Annotated in this window: 5 protein-coding genes and 1 pseudogene; 1 reads left to right on the top strand and 5 read right to left on the bottom strand. The window is 72.7% G+C overall.

Features of this window, described 5'->3' with window-relative positions:
- The 4 genes and pseudogenes from L7D48_RS24585 to L7D48_RS24570 all read right to left on the bottom strand — a co-directional run.
- Window positions 1-449: pseudogene (locus L7D48_RS24585) on the bottom strand (hypothetical protein); the annotation flags it as partial.
- A complete protein-coding gene (locus L7D48_RS24580) occupies window positions 442-1,281 on the bottom strand; it encodes a hypothetical protein (protein WP_237882598.1) in 840 nt (279 codons plus the stop codon). The gene L7D48_RS24580 and the pseudogene L7D48_RS24585, both read right to left, overlap by 8 nt.
- Window positions 1,282-1,297: 16 nt before the next feature.
- Window positions 1,298-1,819: a phage tail protein gene (locus L7D48_RS24575; RefSeq protein WP_093659737.1), complete on the bottom strand. Its 522-nt coding sequence runs from the start codon at window positions 1,817-1,819 to the stop codon at window positions 1,298-1,300.
- 7 nt (window positions 1,820-1,826) lie between these two features.
- Complete coding sequence (locus L7D48_RS24570) at window positions 1,827-3,674, bottom strand: phage tail sheath C-terminal domain-containing protein (RefSeq protein WP_237882596.1); 1,848 nt, start codon at window positions 3,672-3,674, stop codon at window positions 1,827-1,829.
- A 629-nt stretch (window positions 3,675-4,303) separates the two neighbouring features.
- On the opposite strand from L7D48_RS24570, the gene L7D48_RS24565 reads away from it, so the two are divergent.
- On the top strand, window positions 4,304-5,362 hold the full coding sequence (locus tag L7D48_RS24565) for an aldo/keto reductase (protein ID WP_237882594.1): 1,059 nt from the start codon (window positions 4,304-4,306) through the stop codon (window positions 5,360-5,362).
- A gap of 109 nt (window positions 5,363-5,471) precedes the next feature.
- Here L7D48_RS24565 and L7D48_RS24560 read toward each other — a convergent pair.
- Window positions 5,472-5,832: cupin domain-containing protein (locus tag L7D48_RS24560; protein WP_237882592.1), on the bottom strand; the 361-nt coding region annotated here is incomplete at its 5' end.

Below are 5,832 nucleotides of genomic sequence, written 5' to 3'. Positions count from 1 at the left end.
GGGGGCGTGCCCTGAGTCGTGCGCGCCGGGACCGTACGCTCGCCGCGCCGGGTTGTGGGTTCGGTTCCGGGGTGTGGCGGGGCCGGCGTGCGGTCGGTGGTCCGCGGCGGCCGGGCGGGCCGCGCCGCCGCGGGCGGTCGCGTCCGGTCGCCGTGTGGGGCGGGTTCGGTCCGCACCGCGGTGTGGCGCTCGGTGCGGATCTCCCGCTCGTGCCGGACCGCCGGCCGCTCCTCCATTCGCCGCACGGCCGGACGGGGCGCGGGCTGGAGGAAAAGGCCGGCTTCCTCCTGCCTCCGGTGGTCCGCCCGTAGTGCCTCGACGCGCTCGTACGGCTCGGGCAGCCGTGGGCGCACCCGCACGGGGATGTCCGGCCCGCCGCCCGTGGTGGCCCCGGTGCCCAGGGCCGCCGGGGCGTGCCGGGCCAGCAGCCGGTCGAAGTAGTCAGGCATCGGCGCACAACTCCAGGTAGTAGCGGCGGCGCAGCGGGCTGAGCGCCAGGATCTCCGGCTCGGTCCAGCCGTACGCGCCGGCGAGCAGATGGACGTCGAGGAGCAGTTCCCGGGCCCAGGTGTCGAGTTCGGCCCAGAGATAGGAGGCGATGTCGAGCTCGGCCCGGGTCGTTCCGCCGCATTCGGGGCAGTGGACCTGGAGCGTCACGTCGGCGGCCGGGTCGGCCTGTTCGGCGGCCTCGGCGACGCGCCGCAGTACCGTCTCGGGCAGCAGGGCGGGCAGCCGGTCGGCGGGGACCGGACGCCCTGCGCGCCGGGCCGACACGGCGCAGCGGGCGGCCAGCAGGGCCCGGGCGGGGACTCCGTCCGGATCCTGCCCGTCTTCCGTGCCGTGTCCGGCTTCCGCGGCCCGGCCGCCCTCCACGGCTTCGGCCACGGCCACCAGGTCGGCCACGGTCGGCAGCCGGAACTCCACCTCCCAGTCCCCCTCGGCCACCCGCAGCGGGGCGTCCCGCCTGGGCGGCCGGGCGGACAGGCCGTCCGTGCCGAGGTCGAACTCCATCGCCTCTCCGCACGGTTCGCACTCCACCCGCACCTGCATCCGCTCGCCGAACAGCGCCCGGCGCAGCGCGAACAGATCCGCCTCCCGCTCGCCCACCGGCGCAGACAGCAGTTCGCCGTCGCCGGCCTCCGGACGGGCGGTGCGGTGCAGCAGGAGTGCTCGTCCGGGATCGTCCAGCCCCAGCCCCGCCTCCCAGACGGCCAGCAGTTCCGCGGGCCCCGCCGCCACCGTCACCGCTGCCACCGCCGTCTGCGCCGCCCCCGCCGTCATCAGCCCTACCGCCCGCTCAGGGGTTGGTGAAGGAGGGCTCGGTGGGCTCGGGCACCTCGTAGTCGCGCTCCCAGCCCTCGCACTCCAGCTTGAGGCTCTGGATGGCCACCGCGTTGGCGTTGGCGTCGAGCTCGCCCAGCACCTGGTACTCGCTCGGCCAGGTCCGGTAGAGCTTGTGCGAGACGGCCACCTGCCCGGCCTCGTTGAGGACCTGGATGACGATGTCCTTGCGGAAGTCGGCGAGCGACACCTCCGCGCCGAGACCGGCGCCGACCTGCCACACCTTGTTGGCCCAGCGGTCGAATTCGGGGTCGTGCGTGACGCCGCGCTCCAGGGTGATGCCCTCGAACTCGGAGCGGCCCGGCGATTTGCGCGGTGAGCTCGGGTCGCCGCCGTGCCGGTGCTTGACCACTTCCGTGGTCCGCTTCAGCGGGCTGATCTTGCTGACGCCCGCGACCGTGCGCCCACCCCACAGCACCAGGAACTTGAAGTTCTTGTAGGGGTCAAAGCGCTGCGCGTTCACCTGGAATTCAGCCATCGGAATCCTAAATCTCGAACTGTCCGGCGGTCTGCTGGATCTTGACGACCACGAATTCGGCTGGCCTGACCGGCGCGATTCCGACCAGGACGTTCACCACACCGCGTGCGACGTCCTCCTCGGTGGTGGTCTCCCCGTCGCACTTGACGAAGTACGCCTCGCGAGGGGTGGCGCCCTTGAACGCGCCCTGCCGGAAGAGGGTGTTGAGGTAGGCCGAGGCGTCCAGCCGGACCTGCTGCCACAGCTGCTCGCCGTTGGGTTCGAACACCACCCACTGCAGTCCGCGGTACAGGCTCTCCTCGATGTGCAGTGTCAGCCGCCGCACGGAGACGTACTTCCACTCGCTGTCGAGGGCGTCCGCGCCCTGGAGGGTGCGGGCGCCCCAGACCACCGATCCGACGGCCGGCAGGGTCCGCAGGCAGTTGACGCCGAGCGGGTTCAGCAGGGCGTTCTCCCGGTCGGTGAGCCGCACGCTCAGCGAGCGGACGCCCGCCAGCCGCGCCGCGGTGCCCGCGGGCGCCTTCCACACGCCGCGCTCGGCGTCGGTGCGGGCGCAGACGCCGGCGATCGCGCCCGACGGCGGGAAGGAGTGCAGCCTTCCCGTGAGCGGGTCGTTCATCTGCACCTGGGGGAAGTACAGCGCCGTCTGCCCGTCCCGTACGGGGTCGAAGGCGCTCAGCCCGGCGCGGGCGCTGTCGACGTCGGCCCAGGAGCCGGGGGCGTCCGCGAGCAGGAAGATCCGCCGCTCCCGGCAGAGCGCCTGTGCGGCCGAGATCACCGTGACCATGTCGTCGGTGGAGTCGTAGGCCGCGAGTTCCGGGAGGGACAGCAGGCCGACGTCGTCGACGTCGCGCAGCGCGTGGAGCCCGGTCTTGCCGGCCTCGTCGCCGATGATGTCGCGCGGGCCGGGCGGGTCTCCGTCCACGCCTCCGGTCAGCGGGAAGACCGGCGGGTTGACGGTGGCCTCCAGGCCCAGGTCGTTGGCGCACTCACCGACGAAGCGGACGGTGTCGCGGGGGTCGGTGGAGCCCGCGACGACCTGGAGGCGCCGGCCGAAGGCGGTGACCTCCGCACCGGCGAAGGCCCGCCTGCCGGGCGCGTCCGGGAGGGCGCGCAGCTTGCGTTCCAGGAGCAGGGCCAGCTCGGCGACGTTCCGCGGGGGTTCGCCGTCCCGGTCGGGGTCGTGGAGCGTGAACTCGCGCTCCACGTCGCCGATCTTCACGGTCAGGTCGACGGCGAGGTCGGGCAGTTCGTCGGCGAACGGCTTGGAGACCGTGCCCGAGGGGTCCGGCCTGCCCTCGCCGACGACGTCGGCCCTCACCAGAGTGGAGCCGGCGTTCACCACCGTCTCGGCGTGGCGGCCGTGGCCCGGGTCCATGGACAGGCCGGTGAAGGTCTCGCGCGTGCCGCCGTCCGCGTCCAGGACCCGCAGGTTGAAGGTCTCCTCGGGCTCACGGGTGTCGTGGTCGACGGCCAGGCGCAGCCGGGAGCCCCAGACGCCGGGCTCCTTGGCGTGCACGGTCATCACGGGACAGGCGCTGTGCCCCTCGGTCGACTCCAGGGTGGCGCCGGCCTCCTCGCCGGTGCCGGCCGCGGCGACGCGCACGACCACCGCGGTGGTGCCGCCGTTGCCGAAGAACTGGTGTACGGCGTAGGCGACGGCGCTCTGCGCCGTGAGCCCGCCGAAGCGGCGCTCGAAGTCCGCGAAGCCGGTGACCCGCACCGGCTGGTTGAGCGGGCCTCGGCGGGTGTGGCCCACGAAGGCGGTGACCGAGGTGGTGACCGCCGAGATGGTGCGGACGCTGCTGGGAAGTTCCTCGATGTATACGCCGGGATGGCCCGTTTGCACCGGCATTCCCCTCCATTCCCTTCGCGCGCCGAGGGTTGGGGAGAAAGGGTGAAGAGAATGCGCGCAGGCGGCAACGTGCCGCGCACGCCTTTTTCGGTTCCCCCGTCACACACCCCGTGCACGGTCGGTTTCGCACGGCCGGGCCGGGCGGCCCGTAACCCCTGATGCATGAGTTCTCCAGGAAGTGTCGAGCCCTGCCGCACGACGGGTCAAGGAGGTGTTTCGGTCATCCGGAAAGATCGTTCGGCCGGCGCGCCGCATCCTCGAATTCCATCCGACCAAGCCGGTTTATGGAGATTAAAAGATATGGAAATAAGATCAACGAGGAACCCGTCCCGCAAAATCGTGCACCGACAACAGGGCGAATAAGCAATCCCCTCGGCGCGTCGATTTGCGATCCGCTCGGGTCGGCACCGGACCCCGTCCGGCCCGGAGAGGATCCGGCGCCCGGCGCCGTGGCCGGAACCGGCCCACGCCCGGCTCGTGCCTCCCGCTCCGGCCGTCGGCACGGACCGCGCGGCGGAGCGCCGCCCGGCCACCGCCGGTGGTTTGCGCTGGAGTCCGCTCCAGCTCGTAGGGTCCGGCCCGAGGCCGTCACGGGTTCTCGGCACAGGACTGACGCGAAGGGGAGCGCCATGCGCTACACGCTGTTCGGCAGGACCGGTCTGCGAGTGAGCGAGCTGGCTCTGGGGGCCATGACCATCGGCGGCGGCGGGGGATGGGGCGCCGACAAGGGGACGAGCCGGCGCATCGTCGATGCCTACGCGGACGCGGGAGGAAACTTCGTCGACACCGCCGACGTCTACTGCGAGGGCAACTCCGAGACCGTGCTCGGCGAGCTGCTCGACGGGCGCCGGAACGACTTCGTCCTGGCCTCGAAGTACACCTGCGCGACCCGCGAGGGCGATGTGAACGCGTCGGGCAACCACCGCATGAATCTGGTGCGTTCGGTGGAGGCGAGCCTGAACCGGCTGCGTACGGACCGCCTCGACGTGCTGTGGGTCCACGCACGGGACGACTTCACCCCCGTGGAGGAGGTCATGCGGGCACTGGACGATCTGGTACGGGCCGGGAAGGTGCTCTACATCGGCGTCTCCGACTGGCCCGCCTGGGAGATCGCGCGGGCGAACACCCTGGCCGAGCTGCGCGGCTGGACCGCTTTCGCCGGCTCCCAGCTGCGCTACAACCTGCTGGAGCGCACCCCCGAACGCGAGCTGCTTCCGCAGGCAAGCGCGTTCGGCATGACCGTGATGGCATGGGGGCCGCTCGCGGGCGGCAGGCTCACCGGAAAGTACCGCCGAGGCGGGACGGGCAGGCTCGGCACGCAGGCCGAGGGCCGGGAGACGGACCGCGGGGAGGAGGAGATCGTCACCGCGGTGCTGGAGATCGCCGAGCAGGGCGGCTGGAATCCGGCGCAGGTGGCGCTGGCCTGGCTGCGCACCCGGCCCGGCGGCGTTGTCCCGATCATCGGTGCGACAGGGGAGCGTCAGCTCACCGAGAACCTCGGCTGCCTCGGCGTCGAGCTCGGCGCCGAGGCCGTGGAGCGGCTCGACGAGGTGAGCGCGGTCTCCCTGGGCTTCCCGCACGACTTCCTGCGGGATCCGGGGGTCGTCCGAGCCGTCTACGGGGACCGCTGGGCCGATATCGAGGACCGGCGCTCGCCTTCCCGGCGCCCGGCACCCGGCGGCCGCTGACCGGCACGGGCCCGCGAGCAGATCCTGTGCCGGGCCGCCGGGGATTCGCCGCGAACCGACCCGGAACCGGCCCCGTGCCCGCGCCGGACCTCCGGGTGCGCGCGGGCCGCTAGCCCGCGTCCTCCGAGGGCCGGGCGCGTACGTGCATCCGCTCGCCCTGCGGCCCGAAGATGCTGATGAACTCGACCGGCCGCTCCCCCGCGTTCGCCAGGCCGTGGGGGGTGCGGGTGTCGAACTCGGCGGCCTCTCCCGCCCCCAGGACGAGATCGTGCTCGCCCAGGAGCAGCCGCAGCCGCCCGGACAGGACGTAGAGCCACTCGTAGCCTTCGTGCGTCTGCTGCTCGGGCCGCCTCCCCTTGCCGTATCCGGCGGGCATGATCTGCTTGTAGGCGTGCAGGCCGCCCAGGCTGCGGGTCAGCGGCACGAAGGTCTGCCCGTACCGGTTGAAGGGGCGGGGGTGGACGCGGGGG

The organism is Streptomyces sp. ICN903, from assembly GCF_022015835.1.
In the GTDB taxonomy this organism is placed as follows: domain Bacteria; phylum Actinomycetota; class Actinomycetes; order Streptomycetales; family Streptomycetaceae; genus Streptomyces; species Streptomyces fenghuangensis.
Note: the sequence above shows the minus strand (reverse complement) of the source record. Positions and strands in the feature narration are given on the sequence as shown.

Coding starts and splice junctions, on each gene's coding strand:
- L7D48_RS24575 (WP_093659737.1), bottom strand. CDS start 1,819: ATGGCTGAATTCCAGGTGAACGCGCAGCGCTTTGACCCCTACAAGAAC.
- L7D48_RS24570 (WP_237882596.1), bottom strand. CDS start 3,674: ATGCCGGTGCAAACGGGCCATCCCGGCGTATACATCGAGGAACTTCCC.
- L7D48_RS24580 (WP_237882598.1), bottom strand. CDS start 1,281: ATGACGGCGGGGGCGGCGCAGACGGCGGTGGCAGCGGTGACGGTGGCG.
- L7D48_RS24565 (WP_237882594.1), top strand. CDS start 4,304: ATGCGCTACACGCTGTTCGGCAGGACCGGTCTGCGAGTGAGCGAGCTG.